Below are 25860 nucleotides of genomic sequence, written 5' to 3'. Positions count from 1 at the left end.
CGTTTCGCCCTTTTCTGTTGGAAGAGTTCCGATTCGATGAAACCGATCCGCCTCCTGCTGCTGGCCGCCGGCCTGGTCCTGTCGACTGCGCACGCGCAGGACGCGCGCTTCGATGTGTTCGAGTACCGCGTCGAGGGCGCCACGCTGCTGCCCGCCATCGCCGTCGAGCGCGCGGTCTATGGCCACATGGGCGAGCAGAAGACGCTGGCCGACGTGGAGAAGGCGCGCGAGGCGCTGGAGAAGGCCTACCACGGCGCGGGCTACCTCACGGTGCTGGTGAGCATTCCTCAGCAGCGCGTGAACGAAGGTGTGGTGCGCCTGCAGGTCACCGAAGCACCGGTGGACCGCCTGCGCGTGACCGAGTCGCGCTACCACAGCCTGGGCGCCATCAAGGCGGCCGCGCCGCAGCTGGCCGAGGGCAACGTGCCCAACTTCCAGGACGTGCAGGCCGAGCTCACCGCGCTCAACCGCAGCCCCGACCGGCGCGTGACGCCGGTGCTGCGCCCGGGCAAGACGCCCGGCACCGTGGAGGTGGACCTCAAGGTGCAGGACCGCCTGCCGTTCCACGGCAACCTCGAACTCAACGACCGTTACAGCCCTGACACGACACGGACACGCGCGAGCGCCAGCCTGCGCTGGGACAACCTCTGGGGCCGCCAGCACAGCATCGGCCTGACCGTGCAGACCGCCCCGCAGGACCCCGGCGAGAGCCAGGTGTTCTCGCTCAACTACACCTGGCCGCTGGCCAACGGGGGCTTTCTGGCGTTCTACGGCATCCGCTCCGATTCCGACGTCTCCGCGGTGGGCACGCTCAACGTGGTGGGCCGTGGCGACATCGTGGGCGCGCGCTACATCCGCCCGCTGCCGGGCAACGAGAGCTTCTTCCACAGCGCCAGCTTCGGCATCGACCACAAGGACTTCGATCAGTCGGTCAAGCTCATCGGCAGCGGCGGCTTCAACACGCCGATCGCCTACACCCCGTTCACCCTCGGCTGGGACGGCACCTGGCTGGGCGGGCAGCGCACCACGCGCGCGGGCATCTCGTTCAACTTCCACGTCAACGGCCTGGGCGGCAGCGAACAGGAGTTCGCCGACAAGCGCTACCAGGGCCGCCCGTCCTACGTCTACCTGCGCGGCAACGCCTCGCAGGAGCGCACGCTGGCGGGCGACTGGGGCTTCGACTGGCGCGGCAGCTGGCAGCTCTCGGGCCAGCCCCTGATCTCCAACGAGCAGTTCGCCATCGGTGGCCTGGACACCGTGCGCGGCTACTACGAATCGGCCGCGCTGGGCGAGCAGGGCGTGGCGCTGAGCCTGGAAGGCCGCACGCCCAACTTCGCCGCGCGCCTGGGCACGGACAGCGTGAGCGAGCTGCGCGCGCTCGCCTTCGTCGACGCCGGCCACGTGCGCGTGGTCGACCCCATCACCGAGACCAGCCGCTACACCCTCGCCAGCGTGGGCCTGGGCCTGCGCGTGCGCGGCGCCAGCGGCCTGCAGGGCGCGCTGTGGTGGGCCTACCCGCTCAAGGCCGTGGGCACCACCGCCCGCGGCGACCACCGATTGCATTTCAGCCTCACCTACGAGTGGTGAGCCTTTTTCCGAGGACCGTCCCATGAACCGCCAACGCCACCGCATCGTCTTCAGCCGCCACCTGGGCACCCTCGTCGCCGTGGCCGAATGCGCGCGCGCGCAGGGCAAGGCCGCCAGCGGCGCGCGCGCCGCCGGCACCCTGGCCGCCGCGCTGCTGATCGCCGCGCCGCTGGGCGCGCAGCAGCTGCCCGTGCCCAGCGCGGGCGGGGCGCTGCCGGCCTTCGTCACCGCCGGGCAGGCGGCCTACCAGGCCATCGCCAACCAGGCCTTCGTGAACCAGGTCGGCAACAAGGCCATCCTGAACTGGAAGAGCTTCAACGTCGGCGCGGGCCACAGCGTGCAGTTCCGCCAGGTGCAGGACCTGGCGAGCAACCAGCTGGTGCCGGGCGCCAGCTTCACCACGCTCAACCGCATCTGGGACATCAACCCCAGCGTGATCGCGGGCGCCATCGGCCAGGCCGCCGGCCAGAAGGCCAACATCATCCTGGTCAACAGCAACGGCATCGCCTTCATGGGCGGCTCGCAGGTGAACCTCAACAGTTTCACCGCCAGCACGCTGAACATGGCGGACCAGTTCGTCGACAACCTGCTCACGAGCAACACGCTCACGCCCCAGTTCCAGCTCGCGCTGGACGGCGGCGAGGCGCGCGGCTTCGTCAAGGTGTTCGAGGGCGCGCGCATCAGCGCGGGCCAGTTCGGCCGCGTGATGCTGATCGCGCCCACAGTGGTGAACCGGGGCAGCGTGAGCGCGCCGGACGGCCAGGTGGTCATGGCCGCCGCCAGCAAGCTCTACCTGCGCTCGGCCTCGGGCGTGGACAGCAACGTGAGCGGCCTGCTGGTCGAGGTGGACAGCCCGGCCGCGCTCAACGGCTACGAGCAGGCCAACACCAGCGTGAAGAACGGCGAGATCGACGGCCAGGCGGTGGCGCTGGTCAACCCGGCGGACGACCTGCTCGGCCACGTGACCAACCTGGGCAGCCTCTCGGCCGATCGCGGCAACGTGACCATGATCGGCTATGCGGTCAACCAGAAGGGCCTGGCCTCCGCCTCCAGCTCGGTGGTGCAGAACGGCTCGGTCTACCTGCTGGCGCGCGACCGCGCGGTGAGCAGCAGCGAACCCACGCGCGGCGGGCGCGTGGTGATCGGCGCGGGCAGCCGGACCGAGGTCCGCATCGACACCGAGAGCGGCGCCACCGCGCAGGACGGCGAGAACGGCGACCGGCTGGAGAAGCCTTCGGTGGTGAAAGTCGTGGGCCAGGACGTGCGGCTGGAAAGCGGCTCGCGCATCGTCGCGCCCTCGGGCACGGTCGACATCACGGCGCAGGACAACCCGGGCGCGGTTGGCGCCAACGACCCCTTCACCCGGCCCGGGTCGTCCTACGTCTCCAACACCGCGCGGCTGCACATCGCCGAGGGCGCGGTCATCGACGTCTCGGGCCTGCAGGGCGTGGCGGTGGACGTGGCGCGCAACAGCGTGGCCGTGGAGCTGCGCGGCGACGAACTCAAGGATTCGCCGGTGAACCGCAACGGCCCCCTGCGCGGCCAGACGGTGTACATGGACGTGGAGCGCGCGCTGGCCCTGGCCGAAGGCGGCCTGGACACGCTGGTGGCCAAGGACAGCCTGGAGAGCTACGCGGCGCGCCTGCAGCGTGGCGCGGCCGAACGCGCCACCAGCGGCGGCACGGTGAACCTGCGCTCGCAGGGCGAGACCATCGTGGAGAGCGGTGCCACCATCGACGTCTCTGGCGGCAGCGTGGACTACCGGCCCGGCATGGTGAAGCAGTCGGTGCTGATCTCCAACGGCAAGCTGGTCGACGCGACCGAGGCCACGGCGGGCACGCGCTACGACGGCGATGCCTCGCGCTTCCGGGTGGAGCACGACCGCTGGAACCGCACCGACGTGATCGAGACCGGCGCGGCCCAGCGCCACGACGCGGGCTATGTGCAGGGCAAGGACGCCGGGCGCGTGAACGTGGTCGGCATGAAGGCCACCGTGATGCAGGGCGACGTGGTCGGGCGCACCGTGCAGGGCACGCTGCAGCAGGCCAGCGGCAGCGCGCCGGCCGGCGCCACGCTGCGCCTGGGCAGCAACGCGGTGGGCGACGACTTCAAGCTCAACCAGCGCGTGCTGATCGAGCGCGGCCTCGCGGGCCTGCAGACCGGTTTCGGCTTTGGCGATGTGTTGGGTCAGCCCTTCAACGAGACGCTGGTGATCGACCCGCGCCTGCTCGGCAAGGACCGCGTGGCCCGGCTCGAGGTCTTCGGCAACAACGAGGTCGTGATCCGCAGCGACCTGGCGATGGAGCCCGGCGGCTCGCTGTCGGTGACCGGCCAGCGCGTGCAGGTGGACGCCAACCTGAGCGCGCGGGGCGGGCGCATCGAACTCAATGCCGCCAACAACGTGGTCAACACCGGCGCGCCGGCCCCCCGGCTGGACGTGGCGGCCGGCCGCACGATCGACGTGAGTGGTGGCTTCACCCACCTCAATCCCCGCCTCGCGCAGGCCAACGCCCCCACCGTGCCGGTGAACGGCGGCCAGATCGTGATGGACTCGGACGGCGTGCTCTCGCTGGGCGCGGGCAGCGTGCTGCGCGCCGACGGCGGCGCGCGCATCGACGCGAAAGGCAAGACCACCTTGGGCGATGGCGGCGCCATCGAACTCTCGGGCGCGACCGGGCTGTCGCTCGGCGGTGAGCTCAGCGCGCTCGGTGGCGACAAGGGCGGCCGCCTGACCCTGGGCGCACCGGCGGTGGTGGTGGGCGGTTCGGGCGCGGGCCTGCCCGCCGATGCCACCCACCTCGCGGCGGATTTCTTCTCGCAGGGCGGTTTCGAGCAGGTCAACGTGCGCGGCGACCGCTCGGTGGACATCGTGGCGGGCACCGTGTTGCAACCCCTGCTCACCACCCACGCGCTGGCCCCCGATGCGGGTACCGCCTCGACCGGCGCCCCGCTCGCGCAGGTGCTGCAGAACGAGGTGCGCCCGCCGCTGGAACGCCGCGCGGTCAACCTCGCGTTCAGCGCGCCGGCCACGCTCGACGGCACGGCCGGCACGGTCACGCTGGGCGAGGGCGCGCGCATCCTGGCCGAGCCGGGCGCGACCGTGTCGTTCAGCGCGCGCGCCCAGGTGCAGCTGCTGGGCGAGGTGCAGGCCCAGGGCGGCACCATCAGCGCCAGCGTGAACCGCGCCGCCGCCGACCCGTTCCGCGCCGACGCGGCGGTCTGGCTGGGCGGGCACGCGCGGCTGGACGCCAGCGGCGTGGTGCGCACCGAGGTCGACGACCAGGGCCTGGTGCGCGCGCAGGTGAAGGACGGCGGCACGGTGCAGCTGCAGGGCACCAACGCCTACGTGGTCGCCCAGGCCGGCTCGGTGATCGACGTCAGCGGCAGCGCCGCCACCCGCGTGGACCACGCCGGTGCGGCCGAAGGCCTGGGGCAGTCGGTTTCGGCCAGCGCCGGCACGCTGCGCGTGGGCACCACCGAAGGTGCCTTGCTCGATGGCACGGTGCACGCCCAGGCGCGCGCGGCCGACGCGCGCGGCGCGGACTTCGTGTTCGCCCTCACGGCCACCGACGCCACCGCGCGCGCGGCCGCCGGTGCGCCGCTCACGCCGCGCCAGCTCACGCTCGAGCAGACCCTGGCCCCACAGAGCGCGGGCCTGGCCCCCGGCGCGGCGCTGGACAACGCGCACAACGGCAACGTGCGCCTCTCGGCCACGGCCCTGCGCGAGGCCGGCTTCGACGCGATCGACCTGAGCAGCGCCGACCGCATCGCGCTGGCCGACGGCGCGCAGCTGCAGGCCGCGGCCGGCGCGCGCGAGCTGCGCTTCGTGCGCCTGGACTCGGCTCAGCTGCAGGCGCAGGGCGCGGGCGCCCAGGTGCGGGCGCACGAGGTGCTGCTCTCGAACAGCCCGAACGCCACCGTCGCCGCGCCCAGCGGCGGGCCGGCCACGCTGGACGTGCAGGCCGAACTGCTGCGCGTGCAAGGCCGCGTGACCGTGGCCGGTGCCGACCAGGTGCGGCTCACCGGGCGGCAGGAGATCCGGCTGGAAGGCGCGTCGTCGTCGCAGCGCCAGGGTTCGCTCACCGTCGGTGGGAACCTGGAGCTGCACGCCGGCGTGGTCGCGCCGGGCACCGATGCGCAATTCACCATCGACGTGCCCCAGGGCGACGTGCGCATTCATGCGGTGGGTGTGGAGCCTTCCATGCCGCTGTCGGCCCAGGGCAGCCTCACGGTGAAGGCGGGCGTCATCACGCAGGCAGGTCGCGTGTGGGCACCGATGGGCGCCATCGACCTGCAGGCGAGCGGTGCGCTCGAACTGCAATCGGGCAGCCTGACCTCGGTCCACGCCGAAGGCCTCGTGCCTTACGGCCGCATCGAGAACGGCCGAACCTGGGTGTATGGCGCGGGACAGGGCCGCCGCATCGACCATCTCGACGGCAAGCGCATCCGCACCGAGGGCGCGAGCGTGGACGTGCAGGCTGGCGCGCGCGTGGACCTGCGCGGCGGCGGCGACCTGCAGGCCGACGAGTTCACCGTCGGCCCCGGGGGCTCGCTCGACTTCCTGGCGCAGGACGGCGTGTACGCCGTGCTGCCCGCCCAAGCGGCCGGTTTCGCGCCGGGCGACGCCGCGCTGGACGGCCGCCTGGAGCGCTCCGGCGCGATCGAACTGCGCGGCGTGCCCGGCCTGGCCGATGGCCGTTATGTGCTGCTGCCGGGCCGCTACGCCTTGCTGCCCGGGGCCTTCGCCGTGCGGCTCAGCGACAGCGCCGCCGCGCTGCTGCCCTCGCAGGCCCACACGCGCGCCGACGGCGTGCGCGTGGCGGCCGGCTTCGTCACCGACACGCGCGCGCAGGCGCCCACGCCGGGCCAGTGGAGCGCGGTGGAGGTGTTCTCCGCCGAGCAGGTGCGCGACCGCGCCGAGTACACCGTGACGCGCGCGGCCGACTTCTTCGGCGCCGGCGCCGTGCAGGCCGCCGACGCGGGGCGCCTCTCGATGGTCACGCAGGGCACGGGCGCCGACGCGCTGCGCCTGCAGGGCCAGTTCCTCACCGCCGCGGCGAGCGGCGGGCGCGGTGCGGCGGTGGACCTCTCGGCCGACCGCATCGAGGTGGTGGGCGCGGGCCTCGCGCCCGCCACCAGCGGCGCCACCGTGATCGCCGCGCAGGACCTCAACGCGCTGGGCGCGGCCAGCATTCTCATCGGCGGCGAGCGCAGAACCGAGGGCGACAAGGATGTGATCACGGTGGGCGCCCGCGAGGTCACGCTCACCAACAACGAGGCCTCGGCGCTGCGCGCGTCCGAAGTGATCCTGGCCGGGTCGGAGCGCGTGGAACTGGCCGAGGGCAGCCGCCTGCAGGCGCAGGGCCCGGCGGGCTCGGGCCGTGCCTTCAGCGTGGCCGGCAACGGGGCGCTGGTGCGTGCCGGCGTGGACGCCGTGGCCTACGAGCGCACCGGCGCGCCGGACCGCAGCACCGGCACCATCGTGGGCGCGGCCAGCAGCCGCATCGACGCGCCGGCCATCGTCCTCGACGCCACGGCCGACAACCGCTTCCAGGGTGAACTCGGCTTCGGCGGCGCCACCGGCGGGCGGCTGGAGATCGGCGCCTCGCGCATCAGCCTGGGCGAGGTGCCCACGGGCACCGGCGGCGTGGTCTACGACAACGCGGACCTCGCGCGCTTCGACACGCTGGACGCGCTGGCGCTGCGCAGCTACTCGTCGATCGACCTGTATGGCGACACGCAGCTCGGCGCCCAGGGCGCCGACGGCAAGGCCACGCTGGGCCGGCTGGACCTGCGCGCCGCCGCGATCTCGGGGCGCGACAACGCCCAGGCCACGGTGCGCGCCGGCACGGTGAGCTTCGCCAACGCGGCGGGCGCCACGGCCACGCCGGCGAGCACCGCCCCGGGCAGCGCGCTCACGGTGCACGCCGAGCGCCTGGAGCTGGGCGAAGGCGCCAAACGCATCGACGGCTTCGACACCGTGGCGCTGAACGCGGGCACACTGGCTGGTGTGGGCACGGGCTCGCTGACCGTGGCGGCCAGCACCACCACGGTGGCCACCGGCGCGCTCGTGGGCACCGAGGCGTCGAACCAGACCCTCAACGCCAGCGGTCGCCTGGCCGTCGCCCGCCTGGCCGGCGCGGACGCGGCGGCGGCGGCGGCGGCTTCCGCGCTCGGTTCGCGCTGGCAGCTCGAAGGCGAGTCGCTGGACTTCGGCGCGCGCGCCGTGCTGCCTTCGGGCGAACTCGGCCTCACCTCGCGCAGCGGCGAGCTGCGCGTGGGGGCGACTGCCGAGATCGACGCGGGCGGTCGCCAGGTGAGCTACTTCGACGCCCAGCGCGCCACCGACGGTGGCCGGGTGAGCCTGCGGTCGCAGGGCAGCGGCGGCATCGTGGTCGAGCAGGGCGCGCGCATCGGCGTGTCGGCGGTGGCCGGTGGCGGCGCGGGTCGCATCGAGATCCGCACCCCTGGTGGCACGCTCGACCTCGCCGCCGGCAGCCTGCAAGGCCAGGCCGGCCCGGGCGGTGGCGAGGGCGCGCGCATCTCGGTGGACGTGGGCCGCGTGGCCGATTTCTCCGCGCTCGCGGCGGCGGTGGGGCAGGGCGGTTTCACGCAGGAACAGGCCTACCGCGTGCGCACGGGCGATCTTGAGTTGCAGAGCGGGCAGACCGTGCGCGCGCAAGAGATCGCGATCGCCGCCGACGGCGGCGACATCCGCGTGGCCGGCGCGCTGGACGCCAGCGGCGCGAAAGGCGGGCGCGTGAGCGTGCAGGCCCAGGGCGACCTCACGCTGGCCAGCGGCGCGCGGATCTCGGTGCGGGCCACGGACGCGGCGCAAAACGGCGGCACGGTCGAACTCGGCTCGAGCGACGGTGTGCTGGACCTGCAGCAGGGCTCGACCATCGCGGCGCAGGGCGCGCGCGGCGGCGAGGTGCAACTGCGCGCGCGCCGCACGGGCTCGGGCGCCAGCGAGGACGTGGCCGTCACGCAAGTGGCCTCCACCTTCGACGGTGTGGACCAGATCCGCCTGGAGGCGGTCAAGGTCCACGAGAACATCAACCGCCTGACGGCGACCGGCAACGTGGCGGGCGAACTCTCGCTGGCCACGGTGAACGCCGACCTGAACAACTTCGCGGCGCGCCACGGCGCGATCGAATCGCGGCTGGGCCAGGCGGCCGATGCGCGCTTCCAGGTGGTCTCGGGCGTGGAGGTGCGCTCGCAGGGCGACCTCACGCTGGCGAACGACTGGAACCTGGACGGCAGCCACGCGGGCGGCCAGCCCGGCGTGCTCACGCTGCGCGCGGCGGGCAACGTGAAGCTGGACAACCACCTCTCCGACGGCTTCAGCACCGCCACGCCGTGCGCCACCCCCACCTGCGCCGCCACCTCGCCGGTGCCGGCCACGCTGCGCGGCCAGGATTCGTGGAACCTCAACGTGACCGCCGGCGCCGACCTCGGCGCCGTGAGCCGCCACGCCACCGTGGACGGCACGGGCGACGTGACCCTGGCCGCCGGCAAGCTGCTGCGCACCGGCACCGGCGACATCCGCGTGCACGCGGGCCGCGACGTGGTGCTCGCCAGCGCCGAGTCCGCCATCTACACCGCCGGCAAGCTGGCCACGCCGGTGGCCGGCTTCGCCGTGCCGGCCAACGCGCAGTTCAGCGAGCAGGGCGGCGACGTGGTGATCGAAGCGGGGCGAGACATCCAGTCGCTTGCGCGTTCACAGCAGCTCTACAGCAACTGGCTGTTCCGCCAGGGCCAGACCAATACCACCGGCGACAGCTACACCACGGCGCCGGGCTGGTGGGTCCGCTTCGACCGCTTCCAGCAGGGCGTGGCCGCGCTCGGCGGCGGCGACGTGACGCTGCGCGCGGGCAACGACGTGCGCAACCTCTCGGCCAGCGCGCCCACGCAGGCGCGCTCGACCGGCACCACGCCGGCGACCAACCGCCTGGTGGTCACCGGCGGGGGGCGGTGCGGGTCGAGGCGGGCGGCGACATCCAGGGCGGCCAGTACCAGGCCGACCGGGGCGCGCTGCGGCTGGACGCGGGCGGCAACATCGAGGCTGGCGAACGCGTCACCGTGGGCACGGGCTCGCGCGCGCTCTTCCCCATCCTCGCGATGGGCGACACGCAGGCCAAGGTCACGGCGCGCGGCGACGTGGGCATCCACGCGGTGATCAACCCGCACCTGGTGGTGCAGTCCTCCGGCAACGGCACCGGGGTGAACGTGGGCAACTCCGCCAGCCCGCAGTGGAGCCTGTTCTCCACCTACAGCGACGGCGCGGCCCTGCAGATGGGCAGCCTCACCGGCGATGTGGTGTTCCACAACCGGCCCGGGGGTTCCAGCGAGCTGGCGTCGCTGACCACCACCAACCAGACCTACCGCGCGCCGCTCAACTTCTCCATCAGCGCGGCGAACTACAACGCGGCCATCGCCCTGGGCGTGCTGCCGCCCAGCCTGGAAATCACCGCGCCGCAGGGCCGCGCGGTGGTCGACGGCGTGAGCTCGACCCTGCAGCCCTCGGCGGCGGGGCAGCTCGCGCTGCTGGCGCGCGACGAGGTGAACGTGGCCGCGAGCCTGAACCTCGGCGACATGGCGCCGCTGCCCGATGCGCTGCACCCCGTCACGCGCAGCAGCGCCTTCGCCACCACCACGGCCACCGCGCACGCCCCCGTGCCGGTGCACCAGGGCTCGGACAGCCCGGCGCTGCTGCACGCCAGCGAGGGCGACGTGGTCGGCCAGTCCGGCCGGCTCAACCTCGCGAGCGCCAAGCCGGTGTCGGTGAAGGCCGGGCGCGACGTGCGCAACCTGGGCCTGTCGATCCAGCACAACGACGCGGACGACGTGTCGGTGGTGCAGGCCGGGCGCGACGTGGTGTTCAGCTCCACCGGCACCTCGCGCACGCCAGGCTCCTACGTGTGGGTGGCCGGCCCGGGCCGGCTCGAAGTGCGCGCCGGGCGCGACGTGGACCTGGGCACCTCGGCCGGCATCGTGAGCCGGGGCAACCTCGACAACCCGGCCCTGCCCTCGCAGGGCGCGGACCTGCACATCTACGCCGGCATCGGCGATGCGGCCTGGAAAGAGACCGACGTGATCGGCCGCCTGCTCACGCAACTGGGCCGCGCGCCCGGCGACCTGGGCGCGCTGTGGGCCGCGCGCTGGCTCACCGGCAACCCGGGTCTGGACGCCGCGAACGCCGCCGATGCCGTGCGCGCCCTGCAGGCGCAGCCAGCCGACGCGCAGCGCGAGCGCGTGCGCACGATGGTCTACGCCGCGCTGCGCGAAACCGGGCGCGACTACAACCAGCGAGAGAGTGCCTTCGCCGGCGACTACAGCCGGGGCTATGCCGTGCTCGATCTGGCCTTTCCCGGCATGGCCGAGCGCACGCCGCAGGGCGGCTTCGCGCGCTACCAGGGCTCGCTCAACCTGTTCGCCAGCCGCCTCCTCACCGAGGCCGGCGGCGACGTGGAGTTCATGGTGCCCGGCGGCGACGTGGTGGTGGGCCTGGCCAACACGCCGGCCGATCTGCTGGCCACGCAGAAGCCCGGCTCGGGCATCGGCCTGACCGACAGCGGTGTGCTCGGCGTCGCGGTGATCGGCGAAGGCAGCGTGCGCGGCTTCGCGCGCGGCGACATGCTGGTCAACCAGTCGCGCATCCTCACCGTCGGCGGGGGCGACGTGATGCTCTGGTCCAGCGAGGGCGACATCGACGCCGGCAAGGGCAAGAAGACCGCCTCGGTGGTGCCGCCGCCGCTGATCCTGATCGACGCCCAGGGCAACGTGACGCAGGTGCTGCAGGGCGCGGCCACGGGCTCGGGCATCGGCGCGCTGTCCACCGGCGGCGCGCGCGCGGGCGACGTGGACCTGGTCGCGCCCAAGGGCACGGTCAACGCCGGCGACGCCGGCATCCGCGCCGGCAACCTCAACATCGCCGCGCAGGTGGTGCTGGGCGCCGACAACATCTCGGCGAGCGGCACGAGCACCGGCACACCGGTGGCCGACACCAGCGCCGTGACGGCGGCGTCCTCCGGCGCCACCTCGGGCGGCGACGACGCCTCGCGCGTGGTCGAGGCGCTCAACCAGGCCGCGGCCGATTCGGCCAAGGCGGCGCAGGAACTGGCCGCGGCGCTGCGCCCGTCGGTGGTGCGCGTGGACGTGCTGGGCTTCGGCAACGAATAGTCCGAATGGATGGTTCTTCCCTTCTGTAACACCCGCGCCACCGTTCCTTCTTACCTTTCTGTGCTGGCCCCGCTCTCGCGTGGGCCGGCCTTTTGATGCCCTTCCCATGAAACGTTTCCTCACCCTCGCTGTCTGCCTGCTGATGCTGCCCCTCTCCGCCCAGGCGTGGTGGGACGAGGCCTGGACCATCCGCAAGAAGATCACCCTGGACACCCAGGCCGCCGGCATCGCCACCGAGGCCACGGGCGTGCCGGTGCTGGTGCGCCTGTCCACCGGCAACTTCGATTTCCTCGCGGCGAACGAGAACGCGTCCGACCTGCGCTTCGTGGCCGAGGACGAGAAGACCGTGCTGCCGCACCACATCGAGCGCTTCGACAGCACCAACGAACTCGCCTTCGTGTGGGTGCAGGTGCCGCGCCTGGCCGGGAGCAACGCGGCGCAGCACATCTGGCTGTACTACGGCAACGAAGCCGCGCAGCCGGTGGCGGCCACCGGCCTCTACGACGCCTCGCAGTGGGCCGTGTACCACCTGGGCGAGGCCAGCGGCCTGCCGCAGGACAGCGCGGGCGCGGGCCACCACGTGCTCGGCGGCACCTCGACGCCGGTGCCCGGCGGCCTGATCGGCGGCGCCGCACGGCTCAACGGCGACGGCGGCCTGCAGGCCGGCGACGCCACGCTGCAGGCGGCCACCGGCTTCACCTTCTCGGCCTGGATCAAACCCGAGCGCGCCGACGGCGAGCTGCTGGCCTTCGGCGGCCTCACGCTCTCGCTGCGCGGCGGCGTGCCGGTGCTCGGCGTGGCGGCGGCCACCGCCCCCGGCGGCGCGCCGCTGGCCCTGGGCGCGTGGCGCCACATCGCGGTGAGCGCGGGCAGCAACACCGTGCTCTACATCGACGGCAAGGTCGCCACCAGCCTGCCGGCCGCCTTCGCGCCCGCCGGGGCGCTGCGCATCGGCGGCGGCCTGGTCGGCGAGATCGACGAGGCCCAGGTGTCCACCGTGCAGCGCACCGAGGCCTGGATCGCCACGCAGGCCGATTCGCAGGGCCAGGCGGGCCGCCTGGTGCGCATGGGCCAGGAAGAGACCACCGACACCAGCGGCGAGACCGGCTACTTCGTGGCCACCATGAACAACCTGACCGTCGACGGCTGGGTGGTCACCATCATCTGCGTGCTGATGCTGTTCGTGGCGATCTACGTGATCGCGGCCAAGGCGCTGCTGCTCTCGCGCGTGGAAAAAAGCAACCCGCGCTTCGGCGAAGCCTTCGACCGGCTCAGCGCCAGCCTGCGCTCGCTCGACGCCGGCGCGCAGGAGCACGCCCGCCAGCTCGACACCCTGACCGCCCCCGCCGAGCAGTTCCACCACTCGCCGCTGCACCGCATCTACCAGGTGGGCGCGCGCGAGCTGAAGTCGCGTTTCCACCTGGGCGACCCCAAGGCGCCGGTGGTGGAGCACGACGGCGTGACCGCGCCCTCGGTGAGCGAACGCGCCATGCTGGCCGTGCGCGCCGCGCTCGACGCCCAGATGACGCGCGAGCGCCAGCGGCTGGACCGCGGCATGGTGCTGCTGACGATCGCGATCTCGGGCGGCCCCTTCCTCGGCCTGCTGGGCACCGTGGTCGGCGTGATGATCACCTTCGCGGCCATCGCCGCCGCGGGCGACGTGAACGTGAACGCCATCGCGCCCGGCATCGCGGCCGCGCTGGTGGCCACCGTGGCCGGCCTGGGCGTCGCGATCCCCGCGCTGTTTGGCTACAACTACCTGCAGACCAAGATCAAGGCCCTGTCCAACGACATGACGGTTTTCGTGGACGAGTTCGTCACGAAGATGGCCGAGACCTACGGAGACTGAGGCCATGGCACAGGTTCAGGACGATGGCGCCGTCTACGACGACATCAACATCACCCCGATGCTCGACCTGGCCTATGTGCTGCTGGTCATCTTCATCCTCATGACCACGGCTTCGGTGCAGGGCATCAAGGTCAACCTGCCCCGGGCCAGCAACACGCCCAGCCTGGCCAAGCCGGCCACGCGCGCCATCACCATCACCGAGACCGGCGCGCTCTACCTCGATGCCTACCCCATGGCCACCATCGCCGACCTGGAGGCGCGCCTGCTGCAGTTCAAGGCCGCCACGCCGGAGTTTCCGATCGTGGTCAAGGGCGACTCCGCCGTGCAGTACGCGAAGGTGGTCGAGGTGCTCGACCTGCTGGGTCGGCTCGACCTGAACCAGATCGGCCTGGTCACGCAGCGCTCGGCGAAATGAAGACCCCCCCGCCGCGCTTCGCGCGTCCCCCCCGAGGGGCGGCACTGGCGGCCCGGCAAAGCCGGTTCCGCGGTGCCTCTGGTTTGAAACCCCTCGCGCCGGGCCACGCGCATGAACCCGCGCCTGTTCCGTGTCGTGGCCGTCGGGCTGCTGCTGGCCTTGCTGATCGCGCTCGGCGTGTGGCTCTACAAGCTGTTCAGCGAACCCACCGAGCCCACGAAGAAGCGCGCGGTGCAGCAGATCGAGCTGCTCAAGCCACCGCCGCCGCCGCCACCGCCCAAGACACCGCCGCCCCCACCGCCACCGCCGCAGGAGCAGCAGAAGATCGACGTGCCCAAGCCGGACGCGGCGCCCGAGCAAGCCGCTCCCGCGCCGCCGGCCGGCCCGACCTCGTCCTTGCCCGACAACGGCACTGGCGGCGCCTTCGGCCTGCCGCCGGGGGACGGCAGCCTGCGCATCGGGCCTGTGGGGGGCAGCGGCGGCGGCAACCGATTCGCCTGGTACGGCGCGCTCGTGAAGGAGCGCATCACCGACGCCGTGCTCAAGGACAAGAAGCTGCGCGAGGCCACCGACTACCAGCGCGTGGTCAACGTGTGGGTCGACCCCAGCGGCCTGATCACGCGCGTCGAGCTGGTGGGCGCGAGCCCGGCGCCCGAGCTGGACGAGGCGCTGCGACTGGCCCTGCGCAGCCTGGCGCCGGTGCGCGAGGGCGCGCCCGGCGACATGCCCCAACCGATCCGGCTGCGCATCTCCGCGCGCTCCTGACGACCCCAACCCCTTTCCTGCCGAGACACCCCATGAAATCACCCCTGCACCACGCGATGCGCCAGGTCTCCCTGGCGGCCCTGATGGCCGTCGGCCTGGCCGCCACCGCCCATGCCGACGAACGCGAAGACCTGGAGACGCTCAAGCAGACTACGCTCAACCTGATCCAGGCGCTGGTGGACCAGGGCGTGCTGCCGGCCGCCAAGGCCGATGCGCTCGTGAAGCAGGCCGAGGCCAAGGCCCGCGCGGCCGTGGCCGAAGCGAAGAAGACCGAACAGTCCACCGTGCGCGTGCAGTTCGTGCCCGAATCGGTGCGCAAGCAGATCGCCGACGAGGTGCGCGAAGAGGTGGTGGCCCAGGCCAAGATGGAGCGCTGGGGCGACGTGAACGCGGTGCCCGAGTGGGTGGACCGCTTCCGCTTCGAGGGCGATGTGCGGCTGGGCTACCAGCGCGACATGTTCGACGAGGGCAACGCGCCCGAGATCTTCCACCAGGTGGACGGCCAGAACGTGAGCAACACGCTGGAAGACCGCGACCGCACCCGCCTGCGCGCGCGCCTGGGCGTGAGCGCGCGCGTGACGCAGGACCTCACGGCCTCGCTGCGCCTGACCACCGGCAGCAGCAGCGACCCGGTGTCGACCAACCAGACCCTGGGCAACTACGGCAGCAAGTACAACTTCGCGCTCGACCGCGCCTTCCTGCGCGCCCGCTCGCCCGACTTCCTGCCCTGGCTCACCACCACGGCCGGCCGCATCCCCAACCCCTTCTTCAGCACCGACCTGGTGTGGGACGACGACCTCGCCTTCGACGGCATCGCGCTGCAGTTCGAAGACCCCGCGGCCGCCACGCGCACCTGGCGCCCCTTCGGCACCGTGGGCTGGTTCCCGCTGCAGGACAACGAGAAGTCGGCCAGCAACCAGGCGCGCAACAAGTCGCTGCTGGCCGCGCAGGTGGGCGTGGAGTGGGTGCCCAGCAACGACCTGCGCGCCAAGCTCGGCCTGGCGATGTACGACTACCGCAACGTCAGCGGCGTGCGCAACGCCTTCAACAGCAACACCCAGGACGCGACCCAGCCCGCCTTCCGCCAGAAGGGCAACTCGCTGTTCAACCTGTCCAACCCCGCGAACCTGAGCGGCCCCTTCGGCCTGGCGGCGGACTACCGCGTGCTCAACCTCACCGGCACGGTGGACTACAACCTGTTCAACCCGGTGCACCTGATCCTGAGCGCCGACTACGTGCGCAACATCGGCTTCAACCCGTCGCGCGCGCAGGCCCGCTCGGGCCGGCTGCTGCGCGAGGAGGACACCGGCTACATGGTGCGCGCGGCCGTGGGCATGCCCAACATGCTGCTCAAGGGCGACTGGCAGCTTTCGCTGGCCTACCGCTACCTCGAGGCCGACGCCGTGCTCGACGCCTTCACCGACTCCGACTTCCACCTCGGCGGAACCAACAACAAGGGCTTCATCGTCGGCGCGCAGTACGGCCTGAGCCGCAACACCTGGCTCAGCGCGCGCTGGCTCTCCAGCCGCGAGATCAGCGGCCTGCCGCTGTCCATCAACACCCTCCAGCTGTACTTCAATGCGAAGTTCTGAGGACGCTCGCCGCCTGGCGTGGTGCACCACGCTGGCCCTGGCCGCCGGCCTGGGGGCCTGCGCGCAGCACGACCCGCGGCAGCTGGCGCTGCGCGACCGCATCGAGCAGGGCGCGCTCACGCCCGAGGACAGCGAGCGTTTTTTCACCGGCGAGCGCGAGCACCAGGCGGTGGTCAGCGCGCGGCGGGACGTGCCGCCCCGGCTCGCCAGCGCGCTGGACCGCGATCTCGCGCAGGCGGTGGCGAGCGGCGAGGTGGAGCGCGCGCGCCAGCTGATCAAGGACGGTGCGCAGGTCAACGCGGTGGACGCCGGCGGCCAGACCGCGCTGCTGATCGCCGCGCGCGCCGGCGACCTGGAAATGGCCCGGCTGCTGCTGCGCTCGGCGGCCGACCCCAATGGCCGGGGCGGCCCCTTCACCCCGCTGGGCGCGGCCGCGCTGCACGGGCACGCCCCGCTGGTGCGCCTGCTGCTGCGCGCGGGGGCCGAGGTGGATGCCGTGGGCCTGAACGGCCAGACGCCCCTGATGAACGCCATCAAGCTCGACCGCCTCGACGCGGCGGCCCTGCTGCTCCAGGCCGGTGCCGACACCCGCACGGCCGACCGCAGCGGGGACGACCCGCTGGTCGCCGCGATCCACGAAGACCGGCCGCGCATGCTGGATCTGCTGCTGGCCCACGGCGCGGACCCCAACCGGGCCGACGCCAACGGCCTCACGCCGCTCTACTGGGCGCGCCAGCTCCAGCGCGATGCCCTGGCGCAGCGCCTGCTGGCGGTCGGCGCGCGCGAGGACCAGCAACGGCAGACCCTGCGGGCCAGCCGTCCCTACCCGAAGGAGGATTTCTGATGCGCAAAGCCACATGCCGGGGCCTGATCCTCGCGCTGCTGATGGTGGGTGTGGGTGGCGTGGCCACCGCTCAGGACGACAAGCGCGCCACGCGCGAGCGCGAGGCCCTGCGCCGCGCCCAGCAGCAGGCCCAGAAGGCCACCCAGGACCTGGGCGCGCTGCAGGAAAAATTCAACGCCGCCGAAAAGGAGCGCGAGCAGCTGGCCGGTGAGGTGGACGGCGCGCAGAACCGCGCGCGCAACGAGGCCGCGCGCGGCCAGCGCCTGCAGCGTGAGCTGCAGGCCGTGACCGGCGAGCGCGAGGCGCTGCGCACCGAGAAGGCCACGCTGGAGCAGCGCTTGCAGGCGAGCACGGCGCGCGGCGCCCAGCTCGAACGCGACCTCGCCGCCGCGCAGCAGCGCGGCCAGCAGCTGGACGCGCAGGGCGCGACCCAGCGCGAGCAGATCACCGCCTGCGAAACCCGCAACAGCGGGCTCTACGCCACCGGCCGCTCGCTGATCGAGCAGTGCCGCGACCGCAGCGAGAACGACAGCGTGCTGCGCCTGGAGCCGTTCACCGGCATCCACCGCGTGGGCATCGAGAACATGCTGGAGTCGCACCGCGACCAGCTCGACGAACACCGAACCCCGCCGGCGGCCGCCGCCGGCCGTTGAAGGAGCAGCGCCGCATGGCCAAGGGAACGATGCTGGCGGTGCTGATCACCGCCGCCGTGCTGGCCGGCTGTGCCTCGCGGCCGCTGGACGACAGCGATGCCGAGGCCGAGGCCGTGCCGGCGTCGGCCTGGGCGCGGCAGATGCACTGGGCGGGCGCCGACGGCCGGGCCACCTGGATGCACCTGCGCTACGGCAGCCAGACGCCCACGCACTACAGCCCCACCTTGCACGAAGGGCGTGCCGCGCTGCTGGCGCGCAGCGACGCGGGCAACAGCACGCTGCGCATGAAGCTCGCGCCGCAGGACGTGGGCGCGGCGCGCTGGCTCTCGTTCTCCTGGTTCGTGCCCGCGCTCAACGAGCAGGCGGACCTGCGCGACGCGGACATCGACGACGCGGTGGTGCGCGTGATCCTCGCCTTCGATGGCGACCGCAGCCGCATGGCGCCGCGCGACCACATGCTGTCGGAGATCGCGCAACTCGTCTCGGGCGAGCCCTTGCCCTTCGCGACCCTGATGTACGTGTGGGACCACCGCTACCCGGTGGGCAGCGTGATCCCCAACCCGCACACGCAGCGCATCCGCAAGCTGGTGCTGGAATCCGGCCCGCAGCGCCTCAACCAGTGGGTGGACGTGGAGCGCGACATCGAGGCGGACTACCGCCTGGTGTTCGGCGAGGCGCCGGGCCGCCTCACGGCCATCGGGGTCATGAGCGACTCCAACAACACCGGTGAAAAAGTGCAGGCCTGGTTCGGCCCGCTGAGCCTGTCGGCCGAGCCGCGCCACGGCCTGCCGCTGCGCTCGGCGGAGGTGGACCGCTCGATCGAGGGCCGGGACCTCCGTTGAACCGGCTCAGGCCTTGGCTTGGGCGAGTTCCGCGGCCTGCACCGACACGTCCAGCAGGCGGGCCTTGCTGCTGTAGTGGCGGTCCAGGCGCCACTCGTTGAGGATCTCGATCGCCAGTTCGAAGCGCGGGTAGTTCATCGCGTACAGCTGACCGAGGGGAAACGCCTGGTCGGATTCCAGCGCGATCACGAGCGCGGACAGCGTCTTCGAATCGCTGTTGTCCGGGTTGGCTTGTATCAGCTTGCGGGCTTTCTTGACGGCGAGCATGGTGGGGTCCTTTGCGAGGGTGGGAGGCGGTTCAGGCGGAGGGGGAAGCTCGATTCATGCCAGCGCAACGGACGCAAAAAACGCGCCCGGTGCCGCGATAAAAAGGCACCTGCATGAACCGTCATGTAACCGACATTTTTCTGACACAGTCCATGCCTTTCGAGCGCCCATTCACTGCGAGGTGCGCAGGCTCAGGCCGACCAGCGCCTGTGTGCTGGAGAACGCCAGGCCGGGGCGGTTGCCGCGCCGCTGGGTGTGCTGCAGCGAGGTGTTGAGCGAGAGGTTGCGGCTCACCGCCCAGCGCAGGCCCAGGCTGGCCTCCTGCGTGGCTTCGCGCGTGGGGTCGGGCGTCCGGCCCGGGGGTGGGCCGAGGAAGCGGCGGCGCGTTTCGCCCAGGCTGGCCTGCAGCGTGGTGCGCGCGGCGATCTGCCACACGTGGCCGAGCTGCAGCTTGTCGGTGCGCACGTGGCTGGCGTTGAGCGACTGGTAGCTCGACACGTCGGACGACCACTGCAGGGTCCACAGGGTCTTGGCCGTGGCCGACCAGCGCAGCGAGAGCGCGGCGTTGGTGCCGTCGTAGTCGCGCAGCGCCAGGCGTTCGTGCCGGCGCTGCAGGTGGACGAGGTTGAGCTCGACGGTGGTCTTGGCGCTGGCCAGCCAGCGCACGTCGAGCACCTGCTCGTCCTGGTCGAACTCGGTGTCGCGCAGCAGCACCGGCGGCCCCAGGCCGGCCAGGGTGCTGCCGCTGCCCTTGCGCAGCCGCCAGGTGACGGAGCTGCCGGAGCTCGCGTCGTAGCGCAGCCCGGCCTCGGCCGAGCGCAGCACATAACTTTCTTCACCGAGCAGGGGCTGCTCGTTCTGGTTGCGCGTGCGCAGCACGCCCGCGACCAGGCGCCAGGCGCCGTCGATCTCGTACACCGCGTCGAAGGCCTCGTGCCGCTGGGTGCGCTGGTTGCCGCTGGTGAGCACGCTGGCGTCGTCGAAGCTGTTGACGCTCTCGTCCTGCTCGGCGCGCAGGCTGCCGCGCAGGCGCGGCGTGAGGGCCCAGCGCCAGGCCAGGTCGTAGTTGGTGGCCAGCAGGTCGAGCCGCTGGTGGGTGCGGTAGCGATAGTCGACCAGGCTCACGTCGAGCTCGATGCGCTGCAGGCTGTGCGTCTTGGCGTAGCGCAGGCCGAGCGAGCTGATGTCCATGGTCTCCCCGGCGCTGGGCCGGCCCAGCACCGCCTGTGGCCGCACGCCGTCGGGCAGGCGGAACAGGTTGTCGTCGTGCCGCAGCGTGTACGAGGCGGAGAGGTCCAGGCCGTCGGTGTCCTGGGCCAGGGTGGCGCCGGCGGATCCGAGGGCGAGCAAGGCGGTCGCCCAACGGGCGAGGCAGGCAAGGCGAACCATGTCGGTCAATACGCCTGCTGGTCTTTGAACACCAGGCGGATCGTCTTGAGCACGATCAGCAGGTCCAGCTTGAGCGACCAGTTGCGCAGGTAGTCCAGGTCGTACTCGATGCGGCCTTCCATCTTCTCCAGCGTGTCGGTTTCGCCGCGGTAGCCGTTGACCTGGGCCCAGCCGGTGATGCCGGGCTTGACCTTGTGCCGCACCATGTAGCCCTTGATGAGCTTGCGGTACAGCTCGTTGTGCGCCACCGCGTGCGGGCGCGGCCCCACGATGCTCATGCGGCCCTGCAGCACGTTGATGAACTGCGGCAGTTCGTCCAGCGAGGTCTTGCGCAGAAAGGCGCCCAGCGGCGTGATGCGCTTGTCGTCGCGGCGCGCCTGCTGGATGTTCGGGCCGTCCTCGGCCACGGTCATCGAGCGGAACTTGTAGACCACGATCTCTTCGCCTTCCTGCCCGTAGCGGCGCTGCTTGAAGATCACCGGGCCCGGCGAGCCGAGCTTGACGGCCAGCGCGATCGCCAGCATGACCGGGGCCAGGCCCAGCAGGATGAGCGAGGCCAGCACGGTGTCGCTGCCGCGCTTGAGCAGGCCGTTGAGGCCCTGGAACGGCGTGTCGCAGACCGAGATCACCGGCATGCCGCACAGCAGCGTGGGCTTGCTCTGGATCAGATCGGTCACGAACATGTCGGGCACGAAGTAGATGGAGGCGGTGGTGTCCTTGAGGTCGTCCAGGATCTTCAGGATGCGCGGCTGCGAGGCCATGGGCAGCGAGATGTAGATCAGGCTGATGCGCTGGCCGTGGATCACCTCGGCCAGGTGCTCGAAGCGGCCGAGCAGGGTGAACGGGGCATCGGTCTGCAGGCGCTCGCGGCTGCGGTCGTCCACGAAGCCGACCACGTCGATGTTGTTGAAGACGGCGGCCTTCAGGCTGTGGGCCAGGGCCAGGCCCTGGTGGTTCATGCCGACGACGAGGGCGCGGTCGGGCGGGCCCTGCAGGCGCACCAGGGCGGGCGCGGCGCGGCGCAGCAACAGCCAGGCGAGGGTGTCCACCACCGGCACCGCCACGGCCCAGGCCATGAGCAGGTCCGGCGGGTAGGCGCGCAGGTAGCCGGTGACCAAGCCCGCGGCCAGCAGCAGGCCCAGGGTGGCGCCCCAGCTCAGCAGCACGTCGATCACCAGCGCGCGGGCGGAGACGGTGAGGCGCGCCGGGCCGGGGAAGGTGAGGGCGAACACCACCAGGCCCAGGATGAAGTACTCCGGGTGGATACCGCCATCCATCGCGCGGGCCAGCGCCCAGAGGCAGGCCACGCCCACCAGCGGGCTGAGCGAAATTTCCAGCGCATGCAGCAGGCCGCCCCGGCTGGAGGCGCTCGGGTGGCTGCGTGGGAGGGTGGTGGGCGAAAGGCCCTGGGCGGTCGTCTGGGTCAAGGGAGTTCCCCCGGTGCAACGGGCTGTCGCCAGGGGCGGAACGCGCCGATGGCAGGGGCCAGTCTGCCGGCCGTATGTGACACCTTGAATGCACGATGAAGACAGGCGCGGGACAACCGGCAACGGTGGAATCGCGCTGTCACGCGCGCCACATGCAAGCCCCCTACATTCGCGCTTTTTCTTCCAGGTCTCCACCATGCCTTCCATTTCCGTCGTTCCTGTCGTTCTCTCGGGCGGCTCCGGCAGCCGCCTCTGGCCCCTCTCGCGCGACCAGCACCCCAAGCAGCTGCTGGCCCTGGCCGGGGCCGATTCGCTGCTGCAGGCCACGCTGCGCCGCGTGGCCGAGCTGCCGGGCCTGGGCGTGGCGCGGCCGCTGGTGGTGTGTGGGGAGGCGTACCGCTTCGTGATCGCCGAGCAGCTGCGGCAGATCGGCTGTGAGGGACAGATCGTGCTGGAGCCCGTGGGCCGCAACACGGCACCGGCCATGGCGGTGGCCGCGCACGCGGCGGGCAGCGAGGGCGACGATCCGCTGATGCTGGTGATGCCGGCCGACCACATGATCCCCGACGCTGCCGCCTTCGGCCGCGCCGTGGCAGCCGCCGCGCCGCTGGCCATGGCCGGAGCGATGGTGACCTTCGGCGTGGCGCCCACCACGCCCGAGACCGGCTACGGCTACATCCAGCGTGGGCCGGCGTTCGCGCTCGCCGCCGACGGCACCACCGTCTGGTCGATCGCCCGCTTTCTGGAGAAGCCCGACGAAGAGACCGCCGAGCGCCTGGTGCGCGAGGGCGAGTGCCTGTGGAACGCGGGCCTCTTCATGGTGCGCGCCTCGGTCTGGCTGCAGGCGCTGCGCCACTGCCGGCCCGACATCGCCACCGCGGTCGCCACCACCTGGGAGGCGCGCCGCACCGACAGCGACTTCGTGCGCCTGCCGATGGCGGCGTTCGCGGCCTGCCCGAGCGACTCGATCGACTACGCGGTCATGGAGCGCCTGGTCGCGGGTGGCGCGCGCGACCCGGCGCTGCCCCACGGCGTGGTCGTGCCGCTGGCGGCAGGGTGGTCCGACGTGGGCGCGTGGAATTCGGTCTGGCAATGCCTGCCCAAGGACGAGGCGGGCAATGCGGTGCAGGGCGATGTGGTGTTGCGCGATGCGCGCAACACGCTGGTGATGGCCGAGCGCCGCCTGGTGGCCTGCTGCGGCGTGGACGACCTGGTGGTGGTGGAGACCGCCGACGCGGTGCTGGTGGTCCACAAGGACCGGGCGCAGGAGGTCAAGCAGATCGTGGAGCAGCTGCGGCGCGAGGGCCGCGCCGCAGCGACGGCCCACCGCAAGATCCACCGCCCCTGGGGCTGGTACGACAGCGTGGACGCGGGCGCGCGCTTCCAGGTCAAGCGCATCCTGGTCAAGCCGGGCGCGGCGCTCTCGCTGCAGATGCACCACCACCGCGCCGAGCACTGGATCGTCGTCAAGGGCACGGCGCAGGTGACCTGCGACGACCGCCAGTTCCTGCTCACGGAAAACGAGTCCACCTTCATCCCGCTGGGCAAGATCCATCGGCTGGAGAACCCGGGCCGCTTCGATCTGGAAATGATCGAGGTGCAGTCGGGCTCCTACCTCGGTGAAGACGACATCGTGCGCTTCGACGACGTGTACGGCCGCGTGCCGGCGGCCGCGCCGCTCATGCGCTGAGGGGGTGCAAGGGTCCGTTCGGACCATTTTTCTTTGCGGCGCCGACATCAAACGCAGCCCATCGTCCAGCGCGATGTCACCGCGGGTTCATGGCCTCGCGGGATGCTGGGGACTCCCGTTTTCCCCACCACTCCCACGAGGAACTTCCATGTCAGACCAGTCCAACGGCCATCCCGATCTTTCCCGCCGCAGCATGCTGCTGGGCGGCAGTGCCGCGGCCATCACCGCCGCGTTCACCGGCCCCATCACCGCGATGGCCAACACCATCGACCAGGGCTACAACGCCAGCTGCTCGCCGGCCGACGCCTCCGCGCTCGTCACCAGCCCCTACGGCCCGACCGCACCGGTGAACGACATGGTCACCGGCCTGCCCCTGATCGAACTGCCCGCCGGCTTCAGCTACAAGAGCTACGGCTGGCGCGGCGACGTCATGAGCGACGGCCTGCCCACCCCGGGCAACCACGACGGCATGGGCGTGGTCGTCTCGCGCCGCGTGGGCCGCAGCAACGAAATCATCCTGGTGCGCAACCACGAGCAGAGCACCTCCACCAACGCCGCGAACATCATCGGCGGCAGCCGCTCCAACGTCGCCAAGTACGACACCGGCCTGACCGGCAGCGACTACCAGATCGGTGGCAACACCAACCTCGTGTTCCGCGACGGCAACTGGGCCGAGAGCTACGCCACGTTCGGCGGCATCTACCGCCCGTGCGCTGGCGGCGCGTCGTCCTGGGGCAGCTGGCTGAGCAACGAAGAGATCGGCAGCAACGCCATCAGCAGCGAAGGCAAGAAACACGGCTACATCTTCGAGATCCCGGCCGACACCAGCCTGAACGCCGCCAACGTCAACCCCATCCGCGACATGGGCCGCATGGCGCACGAAGCCAGCGCGCTGGACCCCGACACCGGCTACTGGTACCTGACCGAAGACGCGGGCAACGCCAACACGCTGTACCGCTTCCTGCCGAACAACATCAACGGCGGCCTGGGCTCGCTGCACGAAGGCGGCCGCCTGCAAGGCCTGGCCGTGCGCGGCCGCCCCGGCGCCGACCTGCGCTTCCCCACGCTGTGCCAGGAATTCCAGTGCGACTGGGTCGAGATCGCCGATCCCGATGCCGACCGCGCGTCCATGAGCACCTCGGTGGGCACCGTCACCGGCAGCGGCCCGTTCCGTGGCGCCTACGCCAACGGCGGCGCGATCTTCGGCGCCAACGAAGGTTGCTGGGTCGCCAACGGCGTGGTGTTCTTCACCGACAAGGCCACCAGCTCGGCCACCTCGTCCCTGCCGGCGCGCGCGGGCGTGATCTGGGCGCTGGACCTGTCCACCCTGGTGCTCAAGGCCATCTTCGTGAGCCGCGACCGCGTGGTCGGCAACTCGCCCGACAACATCTGCGTGAGCCCGCGCGGTGGCCTGCTGTTCAACGAAGACGGCGGCAACAGCAGCCCGACCAGCCAGCCGATCCCCTCGCAGGACCTGAAGGTGCTCACGCCCGCCGGCAACAGCTACATCTTCGCCCGCAACAACTACAACTTCACGCGCGCCCAGCTCGACGCCGTCGGCAAGACCGGCGCCACCACCGGCAACCAGCGCAACACCGAATGGGCCGGCAGCGTGTTCAGCCCCGACGGCCGCGTGCTGTTCGTGAACATCTACACCGGCGTCACGCTGGCCATCACCGGCCCTTGGACCAAGGGCAGCCTTTGAACCCCCGCACCCCGCAACAGGACCACACCATGAAAAAACCACTTCTCTCCCTCGCCGCCGCCGCCGCCCTGCTGGCCGCCATGCCCGCCCACGCCATCAGCTTCAACGGCGTGATGGGGGGTGATTCGGAGTTCCGGGACTTCAGCACCGACGGCCTGCTGTCGTTCGACATCGACTTCTCGTCGCTGGCGCCCATGACCCTGAACTACACCATCGACGCGGCCGACCTGATCGGCGGCAGCCTCTCGTTCAACGCCCTGCTGGCCAACTTCCTGGGCAACGCCGGCTTCGAAGGCCTGTCGTTCAGCCTGAGCACCGGCACCTTCGGCAACCTGGGCACGGTCACGCCGCAGTTCGGCGCCGTCAGCGCGATCAACTTCAACGGCAGCAACGCCAGCGTGAACTTCTCGCAGCCCGAGTTCCTGGACGTGGCCATCGGCAACTCGCTGAACAACGGCGGCGTGAACTGGTCCATCAACGGCCTCAACGCCGGCGACAGCCTGAGCATCACCGTGGCCGCCGTGCCGGAACCCGAAACCTATGCCCTGCTGCTCAGCGGCCTGGGCATGGTCGGCTGGCTGTCGCGCCGCCGCCGCCCGCAAGCCGTCGCCGCCTGATGGGTTGATCCTCCGGGCTCGCACGGTTCACGGCTG

16 protein-coding genes are annotated in these 25860 nt (G+C 71.8%); 13 read left to right on the top strand and 3 right to left on the bottom strand.

Annotated elements, in window-relative coordinates:
• Positions 1-36: 36 nt before the first annotated feature.
• The 10 genes from ABSY19_RS07580 to ABSY19_RS07535 all read left to right on the top strand — a co-directional run bounded on the left by ABSY19_RS07580 (position 37) and on the right by ABSY19_RS07535 (position 18729).
• Positions 37-1587, top strand: a complete 1551-nt coding sequence (locus tag ABSY19_RS07580) for a ShlB/FhaC/HecB family hemolysin secretion/activation protein (protein WP_382160865.1) — start codon at positions 37-39, stop codon at positions 1585-1587.
• A gap of 22 nt (positions 1588-1609) precedes the next feature.
• Complete coding sequence (locus ABSY19_RS07575) at positions 1610-9766, top strand: filamentous hemagglutinin N-terminal domain-containing protein (RefSeq protein ID WP_382160862.1); 8157 nt, start codon at positions 1610-1612, stop codon at positions 9764-9766.
• Positions 9709-11769, top strand: coding sequence for a filamentous hemagglutinin family protein (locus tag ABSY19_RS07570; RefSeq protein WP_382163729.1), 2061 nt, complete (start codon positions 9709-9711; stop codon positions 11767-11769). Before ABSY19_RS07575 ends, ABSY19_RS07570 begins: the two co-directional genes overlap by 58 nt.
• Before the next feature lie 106 nt (positions 11770-11875).
• Positions 11876-13618 carry a DUF2341 domain-containing protein gene (locus tag ABSY19_RS07565; RefSeq protein WP_382160859.1) on the top strand — a complete coding sequence of 581 codons (1743 nt, stop codon included), beginning with the start codon at positions 11876-11878 and terminating at the stop codon, positions 13616-13618.
• Positions 13619-13622: 4 nt separating this feature from the next.
• A complete protein-coding gene (locus tag ABSY19_RS07560; protein WP_382160856.1) occupies positions 13623-14033 on the top strand; it encodes an ExbD/TolR family protein in 411 nt (136 codons plus the stop codon).
• Between the two features lie 111 nt (positions 14034-14144).
• Positions 14145-14798 (top strand): energy transducer TonB, encoded by a 654-nt coding sequence (locus tag ABSY19_RS07555; RefSeq protein ID WP_382160853.1) that lies wholly within the window; start codon positions 14145-14147, stop codon positions 14796-14798.
• A gap of 32 nt (positions 14799-14830) precedes the next feature.
• Complete coding sequence (locus tag ABSY19_RS07550; RefSeq protein ID WP_382160850.1) at positions 14831-16390, top strand: putative porin; 1560 nt, start codon at positions 14831-14833, stop codon at positions 16388-16390.
• Positions 16377-17234, top strand: a complete 858-nt coding sequence (locus ABSY19_RS07545) for an ankyrin repeat domain-containing protein (RefSeq protein ID WP_382160847.1) — start codon at positions 16377-16379, stop codon at positions 17232-17234. The genes ABSY19_RS07550 and ABSY19_RS07545 overlap by 14 nt, the downstream gene beginning before the upstream one ends.
• Complete coding sequence (locus ABSY19_RS07540) at positions 17234-17887, top strand: hypothetical protein (protein WP_382160845.1); 654 nt, start codon at positions 17234-17236, stop codon at positions 17885-17887. Before ABSY19_RS07545 ends, ABSY19_RS07540 begins: the two co-directional genes overlap by 1 nt.
• 14 nt (positions 17888-17901) lie before the next feature.
• Complete coding sequence (locus ABSY19_RS07535) at positions 17902-18729, top strand: DUF3047 domain-containing protein (RefSeq protein ID WP_382160842.1); 828 nt, start codon at positions 17902-17904, stop codon at positions 18727-18729.
• 6 nt (positions 18730-18735) lie between these two features.
• On the opposite strand, the gene ABSY19_RS07530 is transcribed toward ABSY19_RS07535, so the two are convergent.
• From ABSY19_RS07530 to ABSY19_RS07520, 3 genes are all read right to left on the bottom strand, one after another.
• Positions 18736-18996 (bottom strand): hypothetical protein, encoded by a 261-nt coding sequence (locus ABSY19_RS07530; protein WP_382160839.1) that lies wholly within the window; start codon positions 18994-18996, stop codon positions 18736-18738.
• 171 nt (positions 18997-19167) lie between these two features.
• Positions 19168-20346, bottom strand: coding sequence for an XrtB/PEP-CTERM-associated polysaccharide biosynthesis outer membrane protein EpsL (gene epsL / locus ABSY19_RS07525; protein ID WP_382160836.1), 1179 nt, complete (start codon positions 20344-20346; stop codon positions 19168-19170).
• A 44-nt stretch (positions 20347-20390) separates the two neighbouring features.
• The gene (locus ABSY19_RS07520; RefSeq protein ID WP_382160833.1) at positions 20391-21812 is read right to left on the bottom strand and encodes an undecaprenyl-phosphate glucose phosphotransferase; all 1422 of its coding nucleotides are present in this window, start codon (positions 21810-21812) and stop codon (positions 20391-20393) included.
• Positions 21813-22008: 196 nt separating this feature from the next.
• Between ABSY19_RS07520 and ABSY19_RS07515 the strand changes: the two genes are divergently transcribed.
• The 3 genes from ABSY19_RS07515 (at position 22009) to ABSY19_RS07505 (ending at position 25824) form a co-directional block, all read left to right on the top strand.
• Complete coding sequence (locus ABSY19_RS07515) at positions 22009-23502, top strand: mannose-1-phosphate guanylyltransferase/mannose-6-phosphate isomerase (RefSeq protein ID WP_382160830.1); 1494 nt, start codon at positions 22009-22011, stop codon at positions 23500-23502.
• 148 nt (positions 23503-23650) lie between these two features.
• Positions 23651-25207 carry a PhoX family protein gene (locus ABSY19_RS07510; protein WP_382160827.1) on the top strand — a complete coding sequence of 519 codons (1557 nt, stop codon included), beginning with the start codon at positions 23651-23653 and terminating at the stop codon, positions 25205-25207.
• A 29-nt stretch (positions 25208-25236) separates the two neighbouring features.
• Positions 25237-25824 carry a PEP-CTERM sorting domain-containing protein gene (locus ABSY19_RS07505; protein ID WP_382160824.1) on the top strand — a complete coding sequence of 196 codons (588 nt, stop codon included), beginning with the start codon at positions 25237-25239 and terminating at the stop codon, positions 25822-25824.
• The last annotated feature ends 36 nt before the right edge of the window (positions 25825-25860 follow it).

Origin of the sequence: Hydrogenophaga sp. ANAO-22 (genome assembly GCF_042466645.1) — a bacterium.
Classification (GTDB): domain Bacteria; phylum Pseudomonadota; class Gammaproteobacteria; order Burkholderiales; family Burkholderiaceae_C; genus Hydrogenophaga.
Note: the sequence above shows the minus strand (reverse complement) of the source record. Positions and strands in the feature narration are given on the sequence as shown.